A 20638-nucleotide genomic window follows, 5' to 3' on the forward strand; every position below is an offset into this window, starting at 1 on the left:
GGTCCCTGGGGTGGTTCTCTGCGTACGTGCGGGTGCTCGGGTGACGGGGCCGCTAGCGGCTGCGGGGGTGCCGCAGCCTCGCCGACATCCAGCGCGCACGCCGGCGGATGATGCGTGGAATGCCCATCCTGGGGTCGGGCCCGGCCTGTGGCCCGTGCCTGCCCGGCTCGAGTGCCTCCGTGACCACGAGCGCGGCATCGCCGTCGGCGCCGCGCTCCTGCGTCACATCGGTCACGTCCGTCACGTCACGGTAGTCGTGCGTCCAGCCCATACCGGAAGCTCTGCCCGGGCCCAAAGGTCGGTAATCGCCCTTGGGTCCGGCAATTGGCCTATGCGCGAGGCAAGTGGCCGTTCGGTGGACGGATGTTTTAGCGATCCGGTTCGGAGTCCTTCAGCCAGCCGATGAGCTCGGCCGAGAACGCCGCCGGATCCTCCTCGTGCGGGAAGTGGCCCAGCCCGTCGAAGAGCCGCCAGCGGTAGGGGGCCTCCACATACTCGCCGGAGCCCGCCGCGCTGCGCGTCCGCATCACCGGATCGAGGGACCCGTGCAGATGCAGCGTCGGCACCCGGACGGGCCGCTTCATCCGGCGGTTGAACTGCAGGCCGTCGGGGCGGGCCATGGACCGCACCATCCACCGGTACGGCTCGATCGAGCAGTGCGCCGTGGAGGGGATCGACATCGCCCGGCGGTAGGTCTCGACGGTCTCGTCGTCCGGCAGCCGGGGCCCCGACCACTCCCGGATCAGCCGCCCCACCAGCGCCGCGTCGTCCGCGAGCAGCCTCCGCTCGGGCAGCCAGGGCCGCTGGAAGCCCCAGATGTGGGAGCTCGCCGCGGTCTGCCGGGGATCGGCGAGCATCGCCGACCGCCAGCGGCGCGGGTGCGGCATCGAGGAGACCGCGAGCCGGCGCACCAGCTTGGGCCGCATCACGGCCGCGGTCCAGGCCAGATACCCGCCCAGGTCGTGGCCGACGAGGGCGGCGTCCGGCTCGCCGAGGGAGCGGACCACCCCCGTGATGTCGAGGGCGAGGTTCGCGGGGTCGTAGCCCCGGGGCGTGCGGTCGCTGCCGCCGACACCGCGCAGGTCCATCGCCACCGCACGGAACCCGGCCTCCGCGAGGGCCGGCAGCTGATGCCGCCACGTCCACCAGAACTGCGGAAAGCCGTGCAACAGCAGCACCAGCGGCCCCTCGCCCATCTCGGCGATATGGAACCGGGCCCCGTTCGCCGCGACGTCCCGGTGGGTCCACGGACCCTCCGCCCGGACGACCGCGGCGGGCGAGGCCGCCGTTGCCGGGGCCGCGGGCGTCGCGGGCCGGCCGGGTTCGGGGGACGCGGGCGCTGCGGAGGTATCGGGCACCGTCATACGGTCGAGCGTGTCACAGATGCGTCCGTCTGGCTCGTGTCGGCCAGAGGACGCGGGTGCGGCTTGACAGTGCCCAGCACGGCCGCGGTCTCCTTCGCCGAGGCGATGGTCTTCTCCGGCTTCTTGATCTTCTTGAACTTGGCCACGGCCAGCAGCCCGAGCACCGCCGCGATGACCAGGTACGCGCCACCGGTGATCAGGAACGACCAGGCGAGCCCGAGCCCGAGGTTGTGGATGCCGTAGGCCGCCGCGAAGCTGAGGACCGGCAGCGAGAAGAGCGCCAGGACACCGGCAGCGGCGATGGCGCCGCCGCCGATACCGAGCCGCCGGGCGTCCTGCCGCAGTTCGGCCTTGGCCAGTGCGATCTCGTCGTGCACCAGCGCGGACAGCTCGGTGGTGGCCTGTGCCACCAGCTGTCCGAGGCTGCGGTTCGCGCCGTCGTCGGCTGCGCTCATCGCCTGCTCCCTCATCGTCATCGGCTTCGTCCTCCGCGGGGCTCCGGTCCGGCTGGTCCGGGCCATACAAGGAGCGCACCGCGGATGTAAAGACTCTCAGATCATGCCGGACCGTCGTCGCTGGTGGTGCGCCCTGCCGCGACTTCCGCCAGCTTGCGGTGCGCGGCCGCCTTGGCCTCGTACTTCGCGGCCATGCGCAGGTGGTAGTCGGGATTGTCCTGCTCGTAGATGTCCGGGACGCCGTCCTCGTCCTCGTCGCGGTCCTCTTCCTCGCAGAGCCTCTTGTACTTGTTGTCGCGCAGTTTGAGGAGAGTGCCGGAGAGGACGGCGGCTATCAGCGAACCGACGAGCACGGCCGCCTTGACCTCGCTGGTGAGGACCGCGTCGCCGCTGAAGGCGAGCTCGCCGATCAGCAGGGACACCGTGAAGCCGATCCCGGCCAGGGAGGCCACGGCCAGCACGTCGGGCCACTTGAGGTCCGGATTGAGCTCGGCCCTGGTGAAACGCGCCGCCGCCCAGGTGCCGCCGAAGACGCCGACGGCCTTGCCGACGACCAGGCCGAGGACCACGCCCAGCGTCTCGGGCCGGGAGAAGACGTCGGACAGCGCCCCGCCGGAGACCGCGACGCCCGCCGAGAACAGCGCGAACAGCGGCACGGCCAGCCCCGCCGACAGCGGGCGCACCAGGTGCTCGATGTGCTCGCCGGGGGAGTGCTCCTCGCCGTCGCGGCGGGTGCAGCGCAGCATCAGGCCCATGGCGACGCCGGCGATGGTCGCGTGGACGCCGCTGTTGTACATCAGCGCCCAGTTGACGACCGCGAGCGGGACGTAGATGTACCAGCCGCGTACGCCCTTGCGCAGCAGCACCCAGAAGACGGCCAGGCCCACGACGGCGAAGCCGAGGGCGGCGAAGTTCAGCTTCGACGTGAAGAAGACCGCGATGATGAGGATCGCGAAGAGGTCGTCGACGACGGCGAGGGTGAGCAGGAAGGCGCGCAGGGCGGACGGCAGCGCGGTGCCGATGACCGCGAGCACGGCCAGGGCGAAGGCGATGTCGGTGGCGGTGGGCACGGCCCAGCCGCCCAGGGAGCCACCGCCGGCCGAGGCGGTCAGGGCGTAGACGATCGCGGGCATGGCCATGCCGCACAGCGCCGCGACGACGGGCAGGATCGCCGCTTTGGGGTCGCGCAGTTCGCCCGCGACGAGCTCGCGCTTGAGCTCGATGCCGGCGACGAAGAAGAAGACCGCGAGCAGTCCGTCGGCAGCCCAGTGCTGGACGGACAGGTTCAGCCCGAGGCTGCCGGGGCCGAGGTGGAAGGAGCGGACGGTCTCATAGCTCTCCCGCACCGGGGTGTTCGCCCAGATCAGCGCGGCGACGGCGGCGACGAGCAGCAGGACGCCGCCCACGGTCTCGGTGCGCAGCGCGTCCGCGAGATAGTTCCGTTCGGGCAGGGAGAGCCTGCCGAGGAAGACGGAACGCTGGTTCTTGGACGCGGCCACGGTGGTGGACCTCCTGGGGTCGGTCTGACGGTCTGAAAACACCCGCATACACGTGTGCTGTGTTGCCGACCAGACTTCCCGGCGCGCCCTAGATTCTTGTCGCAATATTGATGCGACAAGTACTTACCTTAGCCGGAAAGAGTGAAGGGCACCCGATGTGCTGTCGGGCGCCCTTCCCCCGCAGGGCTTTGACCTGCGGTTACGCGGAGTTTTTTCGCGCTCAGTCCTCGCTGGGGGTGGCGGGGAGCTTGGCCTGGATGAGGTCCATGACCGAGGAGTCGGTCAGGGTGGTCACATCACCGAGAGTGCGGTTCTCGGCCACGTCGCGGAGCAGGCGGCGCATGATCTTGCCCGAGCGGGTCTTGGGCAGTTCGGCCACGGGCAGGATCCGCTTGGGCTTGGCGATCGGGCCGAGCTGCTTGGCCACGTGGGCGCGCAGTTCCTCGGTGAGGCCCTCGGCCTCGGCGTCCACGCCGCTGCGCAGGATGACGAAGGCGCAGATGGCCTGGGTGGTCTGCGGGTCGGTGGCGCCGACGACGGCGGCCTCGGCGACCTTGGGGTGGGAGACGAGGGCGGATTCCACCTCGGTGGTGGAGATGTTGTGGCCGGAGACGAGCATGACGTCGTCGACGCGGCCGAGGAGCCAGATGTCGCCGTCCTCGTCCTTCTTGGCGCCGTCGCCCGCGAAGTAGCGGCCCTCGAAGCGGGACCAGTAGGTGTCGAGGTAGCGCTGGTCGTCGCCCCAGATGGTGCGGAGCATGGACGGCCAGGGCTCGGTGAGGATGAGGTAGCCGCCGTGGCCGTTGGGCACCTCGTTGCCGTCGTCGTCGACGACGGTGGCGGAGATGCCGGGGAGCGGGACCTGGGCCGAGCCCGGCTTGGTCTCGGTCACGCCGGGCAGCGGGCTGATCATCATGGTGCCGGTCTCGGTCTGCCACCAGGTGTCGACGACGGGGGTGGTGTCGGCGCCGATGTGCTTGCGGTACCAGACCCACGCCTCGGGGTTGATGGGCTCGCCGACCGAGCCCAGGATCCGCAGGCTGGAGAGGTCGAACTTGGCGGGGATGTCGTCGCCCCACTTCATGGCGGCGCGAATGGCGGTGGGGGCGGTGTAGAGGATCGTGACGCCGTACTTCTGGACGATCTCCCACCAGCGGCCCTGGTGCGGGCTGTCGGGGGTGCCCTCGTAGAGCACCTCGGTGGCGCCGTTGCTCAGCGGGCCGTAGACGATGTACGAGTGGCCGGTGACCCAGCCGACGTCGGCGGTGCACCAGAAGACATCGGTCTCGGGCTTGAGGTCGAAGACGGCGTGGTGGGTGTAGGACGCCTGGGTGAGGTAGCCACCGGTGGTGTGGAGGATGCCCTTGGGCTTACCCGTGGTGCCGGAGGTGTAGAGGATGAAGAGCGGGTGCTCCGCGTCGAACGCCTCGGGGGTGTGCTGGTCGGACTGGCGCTCGACCAGCTCGTGCCACCACACGTCGCGGCCCTCGGTCCAGTCGATGCCCTCCTGGCCGGTGCGGCGGACGACGAGGACGCTGCGGACGTTCTCGGTGCCGGGGCGGGTGAGGGCCTCGTCCACCGCGGGCTTGAGCGCGGAGGGCTTGCCGCGCCGGTAGCCGCCGTCGGCGGTGATGACGACGCGGGCGTCGGCGTCGTTGATCCGGGTGGCGAGGGCGTCGGCGGAGAAGCCGCCGAACACCAGCGAGTGCGGGGCGCCGATGCGGGCGCAGGCCAGCATCGAGACGACCGCTTCGGGGATCATCGGCAGGTAGATGGCGACGCGGTCACCCGCCTGGACGCCCAGCTCCAGCAGGGCGTTGGCGGCGCGGGAGACCTCGCGCTGCAGCTCGGCGTAGGTGATCGAGCGGCTGTCGCCGGGCTCTCCCTCGAAGTGCAGCGCGACACGGTCGCCCAGGCCGTTCTCCACATGGCGGTCGACGCAGTTGTACGCCACGTTGAGCTTGCCGTCGGCGAACCACTTGGCGAAGGGCGGATTCGACCAGTCGAGGGTCTCGGTCGGCTCGGTCGCCCAGCTCAGGCGGCGGGCCTGCTCGGCCCAGAAGCCCAGCCGGTCAGCCTTCGCCCGCTCGTACGCCTCGGCGGTCACATTGGCCTCGGCGGCCAGACCGGCGGGCGGTGCGAAGCGGCGCTCCTCCTTCAGAAGGTTGGCCAGGCTTTCGTTGCTCACGACATCTCCCTTTCCCAGGGGGCTCGTTACGTCCCGGCCATAGCTCATCAGGCCGGGACGCACCCTGACAAGGGGTGTGGACAAAAAGTGGTTTAGACCTTATGGAAAGTTGATGTGCCGAGGTCAGAGGGGGTGGTGCGGCCTCCGGGGCGCGCCGGGGGCGGTGGACCGGAGTGCCGGGAGGCGGCGTCGGGCGAGGCTTTGGGCGGAGGCTTTGAGCCGGGCGGGACGGACGCCGGGGCGGGCTCGTTCATACGGCGTCCAGGACGGCGGGCCGTACGGCGGAGAAGGTGCGCGAACGCCGGTCCAGGACATAGGCCTGGGCCTCGCCCACATGGAAGTACATCCCCTGGAGTTGCAGCGATCCTTCGGCCACCCGGCGGGCGACACAGGCGTGAGCCATCAGATGGTCGAGCTGCTGCAGGATGTTGACGAGCGCCAGCCGCTCGACGTCATCCGTGACGGGCCGGTCGGCCAGCGCCACCTCCCCGCGCCCCAGCCGGCCGATCCGCTGCATACGGGCGAGGCTGGGCCGGCCGTGCCGCAGCCAGCGGGTGAGCGGCGTCTGGCCGGAGACGAGGCCGAGGCCGGCTGGGGAGGCGGACAGATCCAGCAGGGCCTGCATCGCACCGCATCCCGAGTGCCCGCAGACGGTGATGCTGCCGACCTTGAGCACCTCCACGGCGTACTCCACGGCGGCACCGACCGAGTCGCAGCTTCCGTCGTCGCCGGGCGGGGGCAGCAGATTGCCGACATTGCGCACGGTGAACAGATCGCCTGGGCCGCTTGAGGTGATCATGCTGGTCACCAGCCGGGAGTCGGCGCAGGTGAGGAACAGCTGGCTGGGGCGCTGTCCTTCACGGGCGAGCCTGGCCAGCTCGTCGCGGACCAGCGGGGCGGTGTCGCGCTGGAAGGTGCTCACCCCGCCGAGGAGTCGCCCGGTCTCGCAGGGCTCGGCCTCCTCATCGGCGCAGGCTTCGGGGTCGTGATGACGCCAGGGGGTCCAGGGGCGGTGGGCGGTGGAACCGGTGGGGTCCGTGACGGGCCTGCCGCCGCCCCGGAGGGTGCGTACGACCCGGGGCAGGGAGAGCAGCGCGGCGATCACCATGCCCACCAGGGCGCCCTGAAGCACTCCCAGCAGCAGCACCGACCCGAGCGTGGCCACGTACATGGGGAACTCCCTGTGTCGCGACAACTGCTTGACCTGGGCGAGATCCGCCGCCCTCAGCCCGGCTGCGATGGCGAGGGTGGCCACGGCGGACAGCGGGACCAGCTCCGGCACCGCCGCCGGCAGCCCCGCGCACAGCAGCACACAGACGGCGCACACCGCCGCTCCCGCGTGGGAGCCGAGCCATGCGGAGCCGGAGGGCTCCGCGTCCCGAGGGCGCAGCCACTCCTGGACGGGCACCGGCAGCAGGGATCGCAGCGACTGCGCGCTCGCGGCGAGCGTGAGCGTCAGGACGGCCGCGAAGACGCCGAGCACCGGGCCGTCCGGCAGGCCGGGCAGCACTCGTGACTCCCAGGGAGCGAAGGAGATCCGGGGGGTGTTCAGGGAGAGGCTCGCGCCCATGGCCAGGGCGAGCGCGGCGAACGGAGCGGGGACGAGCCGCAGCAGCCGCCCCGCCCCGCCGGGCAGCCGGGGCCAGGCCGCCAGCACCACCGCTGTGACGGCAGCGGCCCAGAGCGCGGCGGGCCGCGGGCGCGTCAACTCCGCGACGAGGGCCCGGAGCCCGGCCAGGGCGGAGGACTGAGGGTCGGCGCCCAGTACGACGGGCGCCTGGCCGAGGACGATCGTCGCTCCCACGCCGGCGAGCATCCCGCGCGCGACCGCTGGGCTGAACGCCGACGCCATACGGGCTACCCGTGGGGCGCCGAGGGCGAGTTGCGCCAGCCCGGCGAGCGCGATGACCCCGCAGGTGACCTGCCAGCCCTGGCGCTGGACCAGCTCCGCGCTCACCAGCACCAGACAGGCGGCCGTGCCCCCGGCCCGGGCCGGGGCGGCGCCGAACACCGCTCCGGCGATTCCGGCGACGGCCGCCGCGATCAGGCAGGCATGGAGGGGGACGCTCGCCGCCAGGGCGATCCCCAGGGAGAGGGGAACGGCGGCCAGGGTGACGGCGGCGGAGGCGGGGAGATCCCGGGACCAGGCGGACCGGCTCCGCCCGCTGGGCTCGCGGGGACCGTCCTGGTGGAGCGCCGGGGAGGGTGGGGTCTGCTGGATCTGCTGAGGGGGCATCGTCGGTCCCGTCTTCATCGTCGGGGCGGCGCGGTCGCGCTGGATGCGCGGCCGTGGTCACGGCGGGCAGCGGCGGGAGCGGCTGCGACGAACAGGCGTCCATCAACTCTCGGTAAACGGATCGTAATGCAGAGTAAAGGGCTGGCGAGGGAATGCCCGGACCCTTCCCCTGAATGAGCGAATAAGTATTTTTAAATGCCTGCCTCCTTTGTTCAGTTTTGACCCCATGCGATGGTGGCGTCGCTTGAACGCCTGCCCGCCCCGCCGGACAGGCGAATCGAACGGCGAGGTGGCTCATGGCTGCTGCATGGAGAATCGCGCTCGGCGGCCTGACGGCCCTGGCGCTGGCCTCGGGGGCCGCGACACCCGACGCCCCCGCCGGCGGGCGGCGGGCGCCGGCCCGCCCGCACCCGGCCGGTCGGCCGGTCCGGCTGATCGGCGACGGCTCCACCGCCGAGACCGGCCCTCAGCCCGCCCAGCCCGTCCCGCGCCGCCTCCACCCCGGTGAACGACCGCCGCAGTTCGTCGTCTTCTCGTGGGACGGCGCGGGCGAGGACGAGCAGAAGCTGTTCTCCCACTTCCGTGCCGTCGGCAGGAAGTACCACGCGACCATGACCTACTTCCTCAGCGGCGTCTACATGCTCCCCACCACCAAGAGGAAGCTCTACGATCCGCCCCGGCACCCCGCCGGCGCCTCCGACATCGGTTTCAACGACGTCGAAGGCGTGCGGCACACCGTGGCGCAGATGCGCGCCGCCTGGCTTGAAGGCAACGAGATCGGCACCCACTTCAACGGCCACTTCTGCGGCGCCCACGATGGCGTCGGCACCTGGAGCAGCAAGGAGTGGATGAGCGAGATCCGGCAGGCGGAGTCGTTCGTCGGGCACTGGCGGACCAACGCCGGGCTCAGGTCGGAGCCACCCCTTCCGTTCGACTACGGCAAGGAGTTGGTCGGCGGGCGGGCGCCCTGCCTGGAGGGTCAGCGCAACCTCATCCCGGCGGCCAAGGCCATGGGCTTCCGCTACGACGCGAGCTCCATCGGCGGACGGCAGGTCTGGCCCCGGAAGATCCGCGGCATCTGGGACTTCCCCCTGCAGGACATCCCCGTTCCGGGTCGCGACTTCGAGACGCTGTCGATGGACTACAACTTCCTCGCCAACCAGTCAGGTACGACCGCGGGCGACCCCGACCGGCGGGAGGTGTGGGGCAGGCAGATGCGCGACGGCCTGATGGCCGGCTTCCGGCGGGCGTACCGGGGCAACCGTGCCCCGTTGTTCGTCGGCGACCACTTCGAGTCCTGGAACGGCGGCACGTACATGCGCGCCGTCGAGAGCGTCATCAAAAAGGTCTGCCCGAAGGAGGGCGTGCGCTGTGTCTCCTTCAAACAGCTGGCGGACTGGCTGGACGCCCAGGACCCCCGGCTGCTCGCGGACCTGCGCGAGCTGGAGATCGGCGAGGCGCCGAAGAACGGCTGGGCGCGGTTCCCCGGCGCCGCCGTCAGACGGGCTGCGCGGTAGCCAGCAGCGCCTCGTCCAGCACGAACGCGGGATCGACCTGCGCGGCGAGATCGGCGCCCGTCTTGGCGTTGCCCCAGCTCTCCGCGTTCTTGAGGTGGAAGTGGACCATCTGGCGGGTGTAGCGCCGCCAGTCGCGCCGCTCGTAGGAGGCGTCCGCGGTCTCGCGCAGGACGCGCAGAGCCTGCCGGTTGACCTCTTCCAGCAGCTCGAAGCGGGGCGGTCGGCCCTTCTCCATGGCCCGCACCCAGTCGGAGTGACCGACCGTCGTGAGCAGGTCCTCACCCACCTCGGCACGCAGGAAGTCGAGGTCGTCCTGCCCCTGCACCTTGTTGCCCACGACCTTCAGCGCGACGCCGAAGTCCCGCGCGTACTCCTTGTACTGGCGGTAGACGGACACGCCCTTGCGGGTGGGCTCGGCGACGAGGAAGGTCATGTCGAAACGGGTGAACATCCCGGAGGCGAAGGAGTCGCTGCCCGCCGTCATGTCGACGACCACGTACTCGCCCGGCCCGTCCACGAGGTGGTTCAGGCACAGCTCCACCGCGCCGACCTTCGAGTGGTAGCAGGCGACGCCCAGGTCGGAATCGGTGAAGGGGCCGGTGACCATCAGCCGGACGGACGCGTCGTCGTCCAGCGTCACCCTACGGGCGCACGCCTCGTAGACCGGATTGTCCTCGGTGACGCGCAGCAGCCGCGAGCCGTTGCCCGGCGGGGTCGTCTTGATCATGGTCTCCGCCGAGGCGATGCGCGGGTTGTCGCCGCGCAGATAGTCCTTGATCAAGGGAAGTCGTGCCCCCATCGCGGGCAGCGTGGCGGTATCCACCTCGTCGAGCCCGAGCGCCGCGCCCAGGTGCTGGTTGATGTCCGCGTCCACGGCGATGAGGGGGGCGCGGTCGGCGGCGAGGTGGCGGATGAACAGGGAGGAGAGCGTGGTCTTGCCGCTGCCGCCCTTCCCCACGAAAGCGATCTTCATGTTCACCAAGAGTAGGTGCAAGGGTGCGCTAAGTGAGAACCGTGAGTGAAGAGGACCACTCTTTCGGGGGGTGTAGACCCGAAGTGCGTAGTGTCTTACCCATGAGTACGACAGCCGATCCGCTTGCCGCCCTGGGCTCGCTCCCGGGCGTTGCCGACTCCGTGGACTCTGTACGCAAGGCGGTGGACCGGGTGTACGGGCACCGGGTGATGCGCCGCCGGAGCACTGAGATCACCGCCGAGGCGGCGCTGCGCGCCGCGCGGGGCTCGGCCGCGCTGTCCGGCGCGGACTGGGCCCTCGAAGAGGTGCGCCGCCGGTCCGACTTCGGCGGTGAGGGGGAGCCGCGCACGGTGGGCGCGGCGCTGCGGCTGACCGCCGAGGCGGGTCAACTGCTGAGCGTCTGGCGCCAGTCCCCGCTGCGGGTCCTGGCCCGGCTCCACCTGGTGGCCGCCGGCGGCGACCGGCCCGACGCCTCGGTCGGACGGCCCCGGCTGGCCGGTGAGCCGGTGGTGGAGCCGCTGGTCGAGCTGCCGCTGCCGGGCGCGGACGAGGTCGCGGGGCGGCTGGAGGGGCTGGCGGGCCTGCTGATCGCGGGCAGCGCGGCCCCGGCGCTGGTGACGGCGGCCGTGGTCCATGGTGAACTGCTCGCCCTGCGGCCGTTCGGCTCGCACAACGGCCTGGTCGCGCGGGCGGCCGAGCGCATCGTGCTGGTGGGCAGCGGACTGGACCCCAAGGCGATCTGCCCGGCCGAGGTGGGCCACGCCGAGCAGGGCCGGGAGGCCTATGCGGCCGCGCTCGAGGGCTATGTCTCGGGGACCCCGGAGGGTCTGGCGGCCTGGATCGCGCACTGCGGCCGTGCCGTCGAGCTGGGAGTGCGGGAGAGCACGGCGGTGTGCGAGGCGCTTCAGCGCGGCGCCGCCTGACCGGCGGCCTCCGGGCTGGCCGCGGCCGCCCTCCGGTTCGCCCCATCACCCTTGTGGCGAACATGGGTTGCGGCGGTACCTGTACTGCTCCGGTACCGCCGCTGGCACGTCCGCCGGGTTACCATGCGTGCACGAAATTTGCCCATCAGGCCGGGGACTTCGCCCGCTACCTGGTGCGGCTGGCCCGTAATCGACGGGTCGGCGTCGCGTGGGTGCCCGGCTTTCATGCTCGGTCCGTGGGGCCTTGGTGCGTGAGGGGCGTCCTCCCGGATGTCCCTGGTCTCGCGGGCCGTTAAGTCCTTTCTACTCCTGTCGCCGCAGAAGCGGAAGCGCAAGCCACTGTTCTTTTGCTTTTAGCTTCAAAAGCGGGCAAGGCGGACATGGTCGCGGCGGCGATTGGCGAACCACATCAGCCCCGCCGTGGCCGCCGCCGCGCCGATCGCGGCGGCCATGAACAGCGCCGGACGCGAGGGCATGGGCAGTGCGGAAATGCGCTGCTTCAGGCGCACGGGCCGGTTGAAGGAGAGGATCGGCCAGTCGCGGGACACCGCTTCGCGGCGCAACGCCCGGTCGGGATTGACGGCATGAGGGTGGCCGACCGCCTCCAGCATCGGAATGTCGGTGATCGAATCGCTGTATGCGTAGCAGCGGCTGAGGTCGTATCCCTCCGAGGCGGCCAGCTCGCGCACGGCCTCGGCTTTGGTGGGGCCGTAGGCGTAGTACTCGATTTCCCCCGTGAAGGCGCCGTCCTCGACGACCATCCGGGTGGCGACGACCCGGTCCGCGCCCAGCAGCGCGCCGATCGGCTCGACGACCTCGGCGCCCGAGGTGCTCACGATCACCACATCCCGTCCGGCGGTGTGGTGTTCCTCGATGAGCGAGGCGGCCTCGTCGTAAATGATCGGGTCGATGAGCTCGTGGAGGGTCTCGGCCACGAGCTCGCGGACCTGCTGGACATTCCAGCCCCTGCAGAGGGCGGAGAGATACTGACGCATCCGCTCCATCTGGTCGTGGTCGGCTCCGCCGGCCAGGAAGACGAACTGCGCATAGGCGGTACGCAACACGGCGCGCCTGTTGATCAAGCCGCCTTGGTAGAAGGACTTGCTGAAGGTGAGCGTGCTCGACTTCGCAATGACCGTCTTGTCCAGATCAAAGAACGCGGCTGTCCGAGGCAAGGAGTGGTTTTCCACGCCGCCGAGCATAGGGGCCCTCCATTCGGCGTAAGCTGAGGCGTGTGGGTTTGCCTGAGAAGGCTCTCGGGTACACCATGGAAGTCACGGATCGTTCGCGACCGTGTCTAACCCGGCCCGACTCCTCCCCCCCGAGTCGGCCGTGGGGACGACCCCCGCTCTCCCCCCCGGCGGGGGTCGTCGCATGTCCGGATGCGTTTCGCTCGTCGCCATCGGGCCTCCCTCCTCCTCGCCCGCCCCGTCGGGCGCGTGACCTCCCCCCTTCATACCTGTTACGCAGCGTAATCGCCATGCTGCTCTCCGGAAGTCACCGGTATAGGTGAGCGGGATATTCACAACCGTTGAGTTGTCCACAGTTTTTGACCAAGATCCACACGATTTCCCGGTTCGCTGCACGGTGATTCCCCGCGAGTTCCGCGATGTTCGCGGAGACGAGAGCGTGGAGTGAGAGGGGAGAGACCGTGAACGGATCCAGCACGTCCGATCGGCCCGCTTCCGGGGACGGCAAGCAGCGGCGCCCGCTGATCGTCACGGAGGACGAGGCGCTGCTCGACGATCTGCTGAGGCTGTGCGCCGCGGCGGGCGCCGTGCCCGAGGTCGTCCACGGCCCGGCCGCCCGGGGAGCCGGCTGGGACGCCGCGCCCCTGGTCCTGGTGGGCGACGACAGCGCCGCCGGACTCGGCGCCGCCGCCCGCGGCGAGGGCGTGGTGCTCGTCGGCCGGGATCCCGACGACCTCGGTGTCTGGCGCAGGGCCATCGCGATCGGCGCCCGCCAGGTGGCCCTGCTGCCCGAAGGGGAGGGCTGGCTCGTCGACCGGATCGCCGACGCCGTCGAGGGAGTGGGCCGTCCGGCGCTGACGGTGGGTGTCGTCGGCGGTCGAGGCGGCGCGGGGGCCAGCACCTTGGCCTGCGCCCTGGCCGTGGGGGCGGCTCGCGCCGGGCGGCGCACCATGCTCATCGACGGCGATCCGCTGGGCGGCGGCCTCGACGTCCTGCTGGGCGGGGAGAGGGCCGAGGGGCTGCGTTGGCCCGCCTTCGCCGACTCACGGGGACGAGTGGCCGGACAGGCGCTGGAGGAAGCCCTGCCCGAACTGCACTCCCTGCGCGTCCTGAGCTGGGACCGGGGCGACTGCACAGCCGTCCCGCCCGAGGCGATGCGCGCCGTCCTCGCCGCCGCCCGGCGGCGCGGCGGCGTCGTGGTCGTGGATCTGCCGCGCAGGCTGGACGAGCCCGCCGTCGAAGCCCTCGACCAGCTCGACCTGGGATTGTTGGTGGTCCCCGCCGAACTGCGGGCCGTCGCCGCCGCCCACCGGGTGGCCTCGACACTGGGCATGCTGCTGAGGGATCTGCGGGCCGTCGTGCGCGGCCCGTTCGGTTCCGGCTTGGAGGCGGACGAGATCGCCCGCCTCCTGGGGATCCCCCTCGCGGGTGAACTTCCCCTGGAGCCCGGTCTGTCGGACGCGCTCGACGCCGGCCGCCCGCCGGGCGGCGCCGAGCGGGGGCCGCTGGCCCGCTTCAGCGCGGAATTCTGGGCCAGGGCGCTCCCCGAGGCCGAGGGGGTGCCGGCATGAGCCTCGCGTTGCTGGACGCCGTACGGCTACGGCTGGCGGAGAGCGGGGCAGAGCCGACCCCCGCCCGGGTCGCCGAGGCGCTGCGCCGGGAAGGACGGCTCCTGGGCGACGCCGAAGTCCTCGGCGTGGCGGCCCGATTGCGCTCCGAGCTGGTGGGCACGGGCCCGCTGGAGCCCCTGCTGGCGGCGCCCGACGTCACCGACGTCCTGGTCACCGCCCCCGACCGCGTCTGGGTCGACCGGGGCGCGGGCCTGGAGCGCACCGACGTGACCTTCCCCGACGCGGCGGCGGTCCGCGGACTCGCACAGCGCCTCGCCGCCATCGCCGGACGCCGGCTCGACGACGCCCGGCCCTGGGTGGACGCCCGACTTCCGGACGGCACGCGTCTGCACGCCGTCCTGCCGCCCGTGGCCGTCGGCTCCACGTGCCTCTCGCTGCGCGTCGTCCGGCCGCGCGCCTTCGCCCTGGCGGAGCTTGTGGCAGCGCGGGCGCTGCCGCCTGGCGGGGAGCGGCTGTTGCGCGCCGTCCTCGACGCCCGGCTCTCCTTCGTCATCAGCGGCGGCACGGGCTCGGGCAAGACCACTTTGCTGTCCACCCTGCTGGGGCTGGTCGCGCCCGACGAGCGGATCGTCCTCGCCGAGGACTCCGCCGAACTGCGCCCGGACCATCCGCATGTGGTGCGGCTGGAGACCCGCCCCGCCAACCAGGAGGGCACCGGCCTCGTCACCTTGCGGGATCTGGTGCGCCAGGCGCTGCGGATGCGCCCGGACCGGCTGGTCGTCGGCGAGGTGCGCGGCCCCGAGGTCACCGACCTGCTGGCCGCTCTCAATACGGGACACGAAGGGGGCTGTGGCACGGTCCACGCCAACGCCGCCGCCGACGTGCCCGCCCGGTTGGAGGCGCTGGGCTCGACGGCCGGGCTGGACCGGGCGGCGCTGCACAGCCAGCTCGCGGCCGCCCTGTCGGTGGTGATCCATATGGTCCGCGACCACGGCGGGCGCAGGAGGGTCGCGGAAGTCCATGTGCTCGAACGGGATTCCGCCGGTCTGGTGACGACCGTACCGGCGGCGGTGTGGGGCGAGGACGGCTTCGAGCGGGCGCGAGGCTGGGACCGGCTGGCCGGGCTGTGCGGACGCGCCGGGAGTGCGCCATGAGCGGGTGGCCGTCCGGGGCGCAGGTTTCCTCGGTCTCCTCGATCTCCTCCGGATGTGCCGCGCTGTTGCTCTTCGTCCTGGCGCTCTGCGCCGTCGCCGCGCTGCGGGCACGGCCTGGGCCGGGTGTGCGGCGGGCCCGGCTGCTCCTGGCCGGAGGTGGAACGGTCGGCGGTGGGCCAGCCGGTGGTGGGCAGGGCTCCGCCGCCGTGCCCGGCCGGATCGGTGAGTGGGCCGGACGCTTGCGGCGGGCGGCGCGGGAGAGACGCGAATTGCTCTGCCTGCCTGTGGGCTGCGCGGTGGCGGCGCTGGGGAAGTCGGTGCTGCCGCTGATCGCGGGGGCACTGGCCGTGCCGCTCGTACGGCGGTGGCTCGCGGCGCGGGAGCGGCAGCGCGAGCGGGAGCTCCGGGAGTCCGCCGTGATCGACATGTGCGGGACCGTCGCGGGCGAACTCAGGGCGGGGCGTCAGCCCGGTGCGGCGGTGTCCGGGCTGAGGGACGCGGGGCTGGGCCCGGGATGGCCCGCCGTGCCGGCGGCGGCCAGGTTCGGCGGGGATGTACCGGACGCGCTGCGCAAGGCGGGGCGACGGCCGGGCGCCGAGGGACTCCAGGGGGTGGCCGCCTGCTGGCGGGTCGCGGTCGACGGCGGTGCCGGTCTGGCCGCGGGCCTGGAACGGGTCGCGGCGGCTCTGGGCGCCGAGCGGGACCAGCGGGAGGACCTACGGGCCCAGTTGGCGGGCACCCGGTCCACCGCCGTGATGCTGGCGCTGCTTCCCGTCCTCGCATTGCTGATGGGGGCCGCGCTGGGGGCCGAGCCGCTGCGGGTGCTGCTGCACACCCCGACCGGGCTCGGGTGCCTGGTGCTCGGCGGACTGCTGGAGGGCGCGGGGATCGCGTGGACCCGGCGGATCGTCCGGGTCGCGGAAGGGCCGGGGAAGACGAACGGGGCGAACGGGAGGGAGCGGGAGAGATGAACGGGGGTGTTGTCCACAGCCTGTGGGCGGTGGCGCTCGCCGCGATCGCGACGGTGTGCGTGGCGGCGCTGGGGAGCGGGGCGCGTGGAAGACGCTCGGCGCGCGGCCGGCTGGTCTCCCTGCTCGGTGGCCAAGGCCACGCGGGAGTCGATATGGCGGGAGGCGAGGCGGTGGGAAGCGAGGGCAGGCTGCCGAGGCGGACGCGGCGCGCGGTGCGTGGCCTGGACGGGCGGGCGGCCGCGGTGGTGGGGATCGCCGGGCTCGTTCTCGTCTGGCTGGTCGCGGGCGTCACCGGGTGCGTGGCGGGAGCCGCCGCGGCCTGGGGCGTCTGGCGATGGCGGCGGAAGGCCGAGGGCGCCGAGGGAGAGGTGCGGGCCGAGGAAGTGGGACGGCAGCTGCCCTTGGCTGCCGATCTGCTGGCCGCGTGTCTGGCCGCCGGGGCCGGGCCCAGGGAGGCCGCGGAGGCGGTCGGAGGCTCGCTGGGCGGCCCGGTCGGGGCCCGGCTGGCCCAAGCGGCGGCGGAAGTACGGCTCGGCGGTGATCCGGGCACCGCCTGGGGGCGGCTGGGCAGCCTGCCCGGGGCCGCCCCGCTGGCCGGCTGCCTGGAACGGGCCCAGGCCACCGGAGTCCCGGCGGTGGAGCCCATGGCACGGCTGGCGGCACGGCTGCGCGCGGCCCAAGGGCGGACGGCGGCGATGAGGGCTCGACGCGCGGGAGTCCAGGCGACGGCGCCGCTGGGGCTCTGCTTCCTGCCCGCGTTTCTGACGGTCGGGGTGGTGCCGGTCGTGGTCGGGCTGGCCGAGGGGCTCATGCGCGGGAGCTGAACGAGGCCCGCCGCAGAAGCGGACAAGGAAAGTGACGGTGCGACGGATGAGGCCGCGCACCGCACGCATCACACATCACAACGCGCATCACACGCGCACCACACATCAGCATTACAGGAGATGGGGGAATCGGTCATGGCAGTGGCGGCGATGAAGGTCACGTCGTGGTGGGCGGCGCGCCGGGCCCGGGTGACGGGTGCCGGTGAGGCCGGGATGACGACGGCGGAGTACGCGGTGGGCACGCTCGCGGCGTGTGCGCTGGCGGCTGTTCTGTACAAGGTGGTCACGAGCGGGCCCGTCAGCGCAGCCCTTCAGCAACTGATCGTGAAGGCGCTCCATGCGACGTTCTGACGGGACGTCCGGAGCTCGCTCCGACGGTGGCTATGTGACGGCCGAGGCCGCGGTGGCGTTGCCGGTGCTGGTGCTCTTCGCCCTGGCCCTGCTCTGGGGGCTGATGGCCGCGTCCGCGCAGATCCAGTGCGTGGACGCGGCCCGGGTGGGGGCGCGGGCGGCGGCCCGGCAGGATCCGCCTCCGGCGGCCGTCGCCGCGGCCCGGTCCGCGGCTCCGCCCGGGGCCCGCATCGGGCTGACACGGGAGGGCGATCTCGTCCGGGTGCGGGTCGAGGCCCGGGCTGCCGGGCCGGGGCCGCTGGCGGTACGGCTGAGCGGGGAGGCGGTGGCCCTTGCGGAGGAAACGGTGGGATGACGCGGGTCTGGCCTCGGTGTGGGTGGCGGCCGTCGCGATGGCGTCCTGCGTCATCTTCGCGGCGCTGCTGGCCATGGGACAGGTGGTGATGGCCCGTCACCGGGCTGGCGGGGCGGCGGATCTGGCGGCGCTCGCCGCCGCCGACCACGCCCTCCAGGGGGAGGCCGTGGCGTGCGGCCTCGCCAGGAAGGTCGCCTCGGCTCAGGGCGCGAGGGTGGTGGGCTGCGGGGTGAAGGGCGAGTTCGCGGAGGTGGCGGCGGAGGCGCGGGCCGGGCCGTACGCGCTGAGGGTACGGGCTCGCGCGGGGCCGCCGGAGGCGGCGTATGCCCCGTGAGACATCGCCGACCGTGACCACCTGCGATCGCCCGCAACCGCCCGCAGCCCGGACGCGATGAACGACCCGCTCCGCCGCTCAGTCCGCTCCGCAGTTCACTCCGTGTCCGCCGGATCGTTCGGGCCGTGCAGGCCGGTCGGATCGTTCGAGCCGTGCAGGCCGGTCGGGTCGTGCGGGCCCTGCAAGCCGGTCGGGCTGTCCGGGCCGTCCCGGCCGTCCGAGTCGCCTGGGTCGTCCCGGCCGTCCGGATCGTCCGGGCCGTCCGGGCCGTCCGGGGCGTCGGAGAGGAGGCGGGTGAGGAGGCGGATGGCGGCTTTCTTGTCCAGGGGGTCGTTGCCGTTACCGCATTTGGGGGACTGGATGCAGGAAGGGCAGCCGGTGGCGCACTCGCAGGCGGCGATCGCCTCGCGGGTGGCGCCGAGCCAGCGGGCGGCGGTGTGGAAGGCGCGCTCGGCGAAGCCGGCGCCGCCGGGGTGGCCGTCGTAGACGAAGACGGTCGGCAGGAGGGTGTCGGGGTGGAGGGGGACGGAGACGCCCCCGATGTCCCAGCGGTCGCACGTGGCGAAGAGAGGGAGCATGCCGATGGAAGCGTGTTCGGCGGCGTGGAGGGCGCCGCCGAGGGCCTCGGGGGAGACCCGGGCGTCGTCGAGCTGGTCCTCGGTGACGGTCCACCACACGGCGCGGGTGCGCAGGGTGCGGGGCGGCAGGTCGAGTTTGGTCTCGCCCATGACCTCGCCGGTGATGAGCCTGCGACGGAGGAAGGAGACGACCTGGTTGGTGACCTCGACGGAGCCGAAGCACAGCCGCGCGTCCCCCCAGGGGACCTCGGTGGTGGTCTCCAGGATGGAGACGGTCGTGGTGTCGCGGGCCGTCGTGGAGTAGGGCGGGTCGGCCTGTTCGACCAGGGCGACGGAGTCCTCCATGTCGAGGTGGCGCACGAGATAGCTGCGGCCCTGGTGGAGGTGGACGGCGCCCTCGTGGACGGTGGTGTGGGCGGCGGACCGGTCGACGGTGCCCAGCAGCCGTCCCGTGCCCTCCTCGACGATCTGGACGGGGCGGCCGCCCCCGCCCCGGATGTCGGTGAGGTCGGCGGCGCGCTCGCGGCGGGTCCAGTGCCAGGCGGTGCCCCGGCGGCGGAGCAGCTTGCGGGCCTCCAGCTGGGAGATCACGACCATGGCCTCGGGCCCGAAGAGCGACAGGTCGGATTCGGTGAGGGGCAGCTCCTCGGCGGCCGCGCACAGGTGGGGCGCGAGGACGTAGGGGTTGTCCGGGTCGAGGACGGTGGATTCCACGGGCTGCTGGAAGAGGGCCTCGGGGTGGTGGACGAGATAGGTGTCCAGCGGGTCGTCGCGGGCGATCAGGACGGCGAGCGCGCCCCGCCGGGTGCGGCCGGCGCGGCCGGCCTGCTGCCACAGGGAGGCGCGGGTGCCGGGGTAGCCGGAGAGGAGGACGGCGTCGAGGCCGGCGACGTCGACGCCCAGTTCCAGGGCGGAGGTGGCGGCGAGGCCGAGCAGTTCGCCGGTGTGGAGGGAGCGCTCCAGGGCGCGGCGCTCCTCGGGGAGGTAGCCGCCGCGGTAGGCGGCGACGCGGGAGGGGAGGGAACGGTCGACGGCGGCCAGCCGCTCCTGGGCGATGAGGGCGACCAGCTCGGCGCCGCGCCGGGAGCGGACGAAGGCGACGGTGCGCACGCCCTGGACGGCGAGGTCGGTGAGGAGGTCGGCGGTCTCGGCGGTGGCGGTGCGGCGGACGGGGGCGCCCCGCTCGCCGTGGAGCTCGGTGAGCGGGGGCTCCCAGAGGGCGAAGACCACTTCGCCGCGCGGGGAGGCGTCCTCGGTGACCTCCGCGACGGGCAGGCCGGTGAGCCGGCCGGCGGCGGTGCCGGGCTCGGAGGCCGTGGCGGAGGCGAGGAGGAAGACGGGATCGGAGCCGTAGCGGGCGCACAGGCGGCGCAGCCGGCGGAGCACCTGGGCGACGTGGGAGCCGAAGACGCCCCGGTAGGCGTGGCACTCGTCGATGACGACATAGCGCAGGGCGCGCAGGAAGGAGGCCCATCGGGGGTGGGCGGGCAGGATCGAGCGGTGGAGCATGTCCGGGTTGGTCAGCGCGTAATTGGCGTACTGGCGCACCCACTCGCGTTCCTCGAAGGGGGTGTCCCCGTCGTAGACGGCGGGCCGGACGCCCTTGCCCAGGGGTTCGGCGAGGGCGCGTACGGCGCGGCGCTGGTCGGCGGCGAGGGCCTTGGTGGGGGCGAGGTAGAGGGCGGTCGCGCCTCGCCCGTTGGGGGCCTCGGAGCCGTCCAGCAGGGCGCTGAGGACGGGGGCCAGGTAGGCGAGGGACTTGCCCGAGGCGGTGCCGGTGGCCACCACGGCCGACTCGCCGCGCAGCGCGTGCTCGGCGACGCGCGCCTGATGGGCCCAGGGGCGTTCGATTCCGGCGGCCCGGATGGCGTCGATCACTTCCGGCCGGATCTTCTCCGGCCAGGGGGCATGACGTCCGGGACGAGGGGGCAAGTGCTCCGTATGAGTGATGCGTGCGGCCCGGCCCGGCCCGGCGGCGAGTCGGTCGAGGACTGTCCGGGGAGCGGGGTGCACGCCCGCCTCCGGCGGGAGTTGATCGTTGGCCATCGACACCGAGTGTGTCACCGGCTTGACGGACAATGGCGCCAAGGCGTCGTGCGCGCCTGCCGGTAAGTGATTGAATGCCATCGCGGCTGCCGATCCATGGGGGGCGACC

General features: G+C 72.7%; 18 protein-coding genes. 9 read left to right on the forward strand and 9 right to left on the reverse strand.

Going from position 1 to position 20638, the window contains the following annotated elements; genetic code table 11:
- Positions 1-52 precede the first annotated feature (52 nt).
- From ACX9I7_RS23385 to ACX9I7_RS23410, 6 genes are all read right to left on the reverse strand, one after another.
- Positions 53-271, reverse strand: a complete 219-nt coding sequence (locus tag ACX9I7_RS23385; RefSeq protein ID WP_189455953.1) for a hypothetical protein — start codon at positions 269-271, stop codon at positions 53-55.
- 97 nt (positions 272-368) lie between these two features.
- Complete coding sequence (locus ACX9I7_RS23390) at positions 369-1364, reverse strand: alpha/beta fold hydrolase (RefSeq protein WP_459388399.1); 996 nt, start codon at positions 1362-1364, stop codon at positions 369-371.
- Positions 1361-1819, reverse strand: a complete 459-nt coding sequence (locus tag ACX9I7_RS23395) for a phage holin family protein (protein ID WP_189455949.1) — start codon at positions 1817-1819, stop codon at positions 1361-1363. The genes ACX9I7_RS23390 and ACX9I7_RS23395 overlap by 4 nt, the downstream gene beginning before the upstream one ends.
- A gap of 101 nt (positions 1820-1920) precedes the next feature.
- The gene (gene nhaA, locus ACX9I7_RS23400; protein ID WP_387573459.1) at positions 1921-3366 is read right to left on the reverse strand and encodes a Na+/H+ antiporter NhaA; all 1446 of its coding nucleotides are present in this window, start codon (positions 3364-3366) and stop codon (positions 1921-1923) included.
- Positions 3367-3538: 172 nt separating this feature from the next.
- The gene (gene acs / locus ACX9I7_RS23405) at positions 3539-5506 is read right to left on the reverse strand and encodes an acetate--CoA ligase (RefSeq protein ID WP_126915256.1); all 1968 of its coding nucleotides are present in this window, start codon (positions 5504-5506) and stop codon (positions 3539-3541) included.
- Between the two features lie 250 nt (positions 5507-5756).
- Positions 5757-7742: a carbonic anhydrase gene (locus tag ACX9I7_RS23410; protein ID WP_459388400.1), complete on the reverse strand. Its 1986-nt coding sequence runs from the start codon at positions 7740-7742 to the stop codon at positions 5757-5759.
- Between the two features lie 296 nt (positions 7743-8038).
- On the opposite strand from ACX9I7_RS23410, the gene ACX9I7_RS23415 reads away from it, so the two are divergent.
- Positions 8039-9259 carry a polysaccharide deacetylase family protein gene (locus ACX9I7_RS23415; RefSeq protein WP_387573463.1) on the forward strand — a complete coding sequence of 407 codons (1221 nt, stop codon included), beginning with the start codon at positions 8039-8041 and terminating at the stop codon, positions 9257-9259.
- On the opposite strand, the gene ACX9I7_RS23420 is transcribed toward ACX9I7_RS23415, so the two are convergent.
- Complete coding sequence (locus ACX9I7_RS23420) at positions 9240-10232, reverse strand: ATP-binding protein (protein ID WP_358634130.1); 993 nt, start codon at positions 10230-10232, stop codon at positions 9240-9242. The genes ACX9I7_RS23415 and ACX9I7_RS23420 overlap by 20 nt on opposite strands.
- 101 nt (positions 10233-10333) lie before the next feature.
- Here ACX9I7_RS23420 and ACX9I7_RS23425 point away from each other — a divergent pair, with 101 nt between their 5' ends.
- Positions 10334-11155, forward strand: a complete 822-nt coding sequence (locus ACX9I7_RS23425) for a Fic family protein (protein ID WP_358634126.1) — start codon at positions 10334-10336, stop codon at positions 11153-11155.
- A gap of 359 nt (positions 11156-11514) precedes the next feature.
- On the opposite strand, the gene ACX9I7_RS23430 is transcribed toward ACX9I7_RS23425, so the two are convergent.
- Complete coding sequence (locus ACX9I7_RS23430; RefSeq protein ID WP_459388401.1) at positions 11515-12357, reverse strand: HAD family hydrolase; 843 nt, start codon at positions 12355-12357, stop codon at positions 11515-11517.
- A 449-nt stretch (positions 12358-12806) separates the two neighbouring features.
- Between ACX9I7_RS23430 and ssd the strand changes: the two genes are divergently transcribed.
- The 7 genes from ssd (at position 12807) to ACX9I7_RS23465 (ending at position 17905) form a co-directional block, all read left to right on the forward strand.
- Positions 12807-13916 carry a septum site-determining protein Ssd gene (gene ssd / locus ACX9I7_RS23435; RefSeq protein ID WP_387573468.1) on the forward strand — a complete coding sequence of 370 codons (1110 nt, stop codon included), beginning with the start codon at positions 12807-12809 and terminating at the stop codon, positions 13914-13916.
- Positions 13913-15070, forward strand: a complete 1158-nt coding sequence (locus ACX9I7_RS23440) for a TadA family conjugal transfer-associated ATPase (RefSeq protein WP_386727915.1) — start codon at positions 13913-13915, stop codon at positions 15068-15070. The genes ssd and ACX9I7_RS23440 overlap by 4 nt, the downstream gene beginning before the upstream one ends.
- Positions 15067-16041, forward strand: coding sequence for a type II secretion system F family protein (locus ACX9I7_RS23445; RefSeq protein WP_459388402.1), 975 nt, complete (start codon positions 15067-15069; stop codon positions 16039-16041). Before ACX9I7_RS23440 ends, ACX9I7_RS23445 begins: the two co-directional genes overlap by 4 nt.
- On the forward strand, positions 16038-16865 hold the full coding sequence (locus ACX9I7_RS23450; RefSeq protein ID WP_459388403.1) for a type II secretion system F family protein: 828 nt from the start codon (positions 16038-16040) through the stop codon (positions 16863-16865). Before ACX9I7_RS23445 ends, ACX9I7_RS23450 begins: the two co-directional genes overlap by 4 nt.
- Positions 16866-17000: 135 nt before the next feature.
- Positions 17001-17216, forward strand: a complete 216-nt coding sequence (locus ACX9I7_RS23455; RefSeq protein WP_373298207.1) for a DUF4244 domain-containing protein — start codon at positions 17001-17003, stop codon at positions 17214-17216.
- Positions 17203-17571, forward strand: coding sequence for a TadE family type IV pilus minor pilin (locus ACX9I7_RS23460; RefSeq protein ID WP_459388404.1), 369 nt, complete (start codon positions 17203-17205; stop codon positions 17569-17571). Before ACX9I7_RS23455 ends, ACX9I7_RS23460 begins: the two co-directional genes overlap by 14 nt.
- Positions 17549-17905: an Rv3654c family TadE-like protein gene (locus tag ACX9I7_RS23465; RefSeq protein WP_459388405.1), complete on the forward strand. Its 357-nt coding sequence runs from the start codon at positions 17549-17551 to the stop codon at positions 17903-17905. The genes ACX9I7_RS23460 and ACX9I7_RS23465 overlap by 23 nt, the downstream gene beginning before the upstream one ends.
- A 95-nt stretch (positions 17906-18000) precedes the next feature.
- Here the strand turns inward: ACX9I7_RS23465 and ACX9I7_RS23470 are convergent, their stop codons facing one another.
- Positions 18001-20610 carry a DEAD/DEAH box helicase gene (locus tag ACX9I7_RS23470; RefSeq protein ID WP_459388406.1) on the reverse strand — a complete coding sequence of 870 codons (2610 nt, stop codon included), beginning with the start codon at positions 20608-20610 and terminating at the stop codon, positions 18001-18003.
- Positions 20611-20638: the final 28 nt, after the last annotated feature.

The organism is Streptomyces sp. L500, from assembly GCF_054551825.1.

Excerpts from the sequence above, each read along its gene's own strand:
- ACX9I7_RS23385 (WP_189455953.1), bottom strand. The coding sequence starts at position 271 with ATGGGCTGGACGCACGACTACCGTGACGTGACGGACGTGACCGATGTG.
- ACX9I7_RS23390 (WP_459388399.1), bottom strand. The coding sequence starts at position 1,364 with ATGACGGTGCCCGATACCTCCGCAGCGCCCGCGTCCCCCGAACCCGGC.
- ACX9I7_RS23395 (WP_189455949.1), bottom strand. The coding sequence starts at position 1,819 with ATGAGCGCAGCCGACGACGGCGCGAACCGCAGCCTCGGACAGCTGGTG.
- nhaA (WP_387573459.1), bottom strand. The coding sequence starts at position 3,366 with ATGCGGGTGTTTTCAGACCGTCAGACCGACCCCAGGAGGTCCACCACC.
- ACX9I7_RS23410 (WP_459388400.1), bottom strand. The coding sequence starts at position 7,742 with ATGCCCCCTCAGCAGATCCAGCAGACCCCACCCTCCCCGGCGCTCCAC.
- ACX9I7_RS23415 (WP_387573463.1), top strand. The coding sequence starts at position 8,039 with ATGGCTGCTGCATGGAGAATCGCGCTCGGCGGCCTGACGGCCCTGGCG.
- ACX9I7_RS23420 (WP_358634130.1), bottom strand. The coding sequence starts at position 10,232 with ATGAAGATCGCTTTCGTGGGGAAGGGCGGCAGCGGCAAGACCACGCTC.
- ACX9I7_RS23425 (WP_358634126.1), top strand. The coding sequence starts at position 10,334 with ATGAGTACGACAGCCGATCCGCTTGCCGCCCTGGGCTCGCTCCCGGGC.
- ACX9I7_RS23430 (WP_459388401.1), bottom strand. The coding sequence starts at position 12,357 with ATGCTCGGCGGCGTGGAAAACCACTCCTTGCCTCGGACAGCCGCGTTC.
- ACX9I7_RS23440 (WP_386727915.1), top strand. The coding sequence starts at position 13,913 with ATGAGCCTCGCGTTGCTGGACGCCGTACGGCTACGGCTGGCGGAGAGC.
- ACX9I7_RS23445 (WP_459388402.1), top strand. The coding sequence starts at position 15,067 with ATGAGCGGGTGGCCGTCCGGGGCGCAGGTTTCCTCGGTCTCCTCGATC.
- ACX9I7_RS23450 (WP_459388403.1), top strand. The coding sequence starts at position 16,038 with ATGAACGGGGGTGTTGTCCACAGCCTGTGGGCGGTGGCGCTCGCCGCG.
- ACX9I7_RS23455 (WP_373298207.1), top strand. The coding sequence starts at position 17,001 with ATGGCAGTGGCGGCGATGAAGGTCACGTCGTGGTGGGCGGCGCGCCGG.
- ACX9I7_RS23460 (WP_459388404.1), top strand. The coding sequence starts at position 17,203 with ATGCGACGTTCTGACGGGACGTCCGGAGCTCGCTCCGACGGTGGCTAT.
- ACX9I7_RS23470 (WP_459388406.1), bottom strand. The coding sequence starts at position 20,610 with ATGGCATTCAATCACTTACCGGCAGGCGCGCACGACGCCTTGGCGCCA.